General features: G+C 59.7%; 1 protein-coding gene. It reads right to left on the reverse strand.

Features of this window, described 5'->3' with window-relative positions; all coding sequences use genetic code 11:
- Positions 1-40 precede the first annotated feature (40 nt).
- Positions 41-1,327: an IS256 family transposase gene (locus CXQ94_RS21290; protein WP_258067301.1), complete on the reverse strand. Its 1,287-nt coding sequence runs from the start codon at positions 1,325-1,327 to the stop codon at positions 41-43.
- Positions 1,328-1,472: the final 145 nt, after the last annotated feature.

The following is a 1,472-nucleotide window of genomic DNA, read 5'->3' on the forward strand; positions in this document are numbered from 1 at the left end:
GAGCTTGTCAAGATTTCTGTGTAAGTGGTTCATTGTCTCTTTAGTTCATGTATCTGTTGATCCGGTCCGGGTAGGCCAGGGCTAGTGCGCCTAGTGCTGCTTTCCAGCCGAGGCTGGAAGCCCCTTCAATGAGGTGCTTGCCGTTGGATTCCCGGTCGGTTTTTCGTTCCTTTTTGTGTTCCCTGGCGCGTTTGTCCTCGATATCGCGGATGGCCAGCCAGAGCAGCTTCACGACGGCCGTGTCGTTGGGAAAATGGCCGCGGTTCTTGATGATTTTTCGCATCTGGTAGTTCAACGACTCGATAGCGTTCGTGGTGTAAATGATGCGTCGGACGGCTTCGGGAAAGGCCAGGAAGGGAATGAACCGCTCCCAGGAGCGTTCCCAGACACCCACGGCGGCCGGGTACTTACGGCCCAGGGTGGAGGCAGCAAAAGCGTCCAGTTCCATCCGGGCGGCATCGGATGTCGGGGCAGTGTAGATCGGGCGCAGCCCGGCGGCGACCTTCTTCCGGTCACCGTAGGCCACGAACCGCATCGCGGCCCGGATCAGGTGCACCACGCAGGTCTGCACCGTGGCGTGCGGCCAGGTCGCCTCGATCGCCTCAGGGAAACCGGTCAGCCCGTCACAGCAGACAATGAGCACATCCTTCACGCCACGGTTGGCGAGCTCAGCACAAACCCCGGCCCAGAACTTGGCTCCTTCACTGGCCTGTACCCAGATGCCCAGCACATGCTTGATGCCCTCCAGATCAATGCCCACGGCGATATAGGCCGAGCGGTTCATCACGTGGTGGCCATCGAGGACCTTCACGACCAGGGCGTCCAGGTAGATGACCGGGTAAATTTCCTCCAGCGGCCGGTTCTGCCATTCTTGGACTTCCTCCAGCACCGCGTCGGTGATGTTAGCGATCGTCTCGTGGGAGAGATCCGTGCCCAACGTCCTGGCCAGGTGATGCTGGATGTCGCGCACCGTCATCCCTCCGGCATACAGGGAAATGATCATCTCGCTGAGCCCGCCAATCCGACGGGACCTCTTGGGCACCAGCGCCGGCTGAAAAGACCCATCCCGGTCCCGCGGCGTCTCAAGGGCAATATCGCCGATCTCCGAGGACAACGTTTTCGGGGTGCTCCCATTACGTGAGTTATTCGGCGAGACCTCCGAGCGTTCGCCCTTCTCATAGCCCAAATGGCCGGCCATTTCGGCCTGTAAACCACGTTCCAGCACGGCCTTGACCATCTCGGGAAGGAAACCGCCCTCGCCCGTGAGCTGCAGCGTGCCCCTATCGATCCGGGCCATCAAATCATCAAACAAACCCGCATCAACCATCTCATTGACCACAGACCGAGCAGAGACCGGGCCCGGTTCCGGCTCCCCAAACGAAGCCCCACCCTGCTCGGATCCTTTCGCCACTGTCATCGCAATTCCTCATCTCAAATCAGGAACCCCAATACACAATTAATTAGACACCCCC

It is taken from the genome of Arthrobacter sp. GMC3, from assembly GCF_002929305.1.
Taxonomy (GTDB): domain Bacteria; phylum Actinomycetota; class Actinomycetes; order Actinomycetales; family Micrococcaceae; genus Specibacter.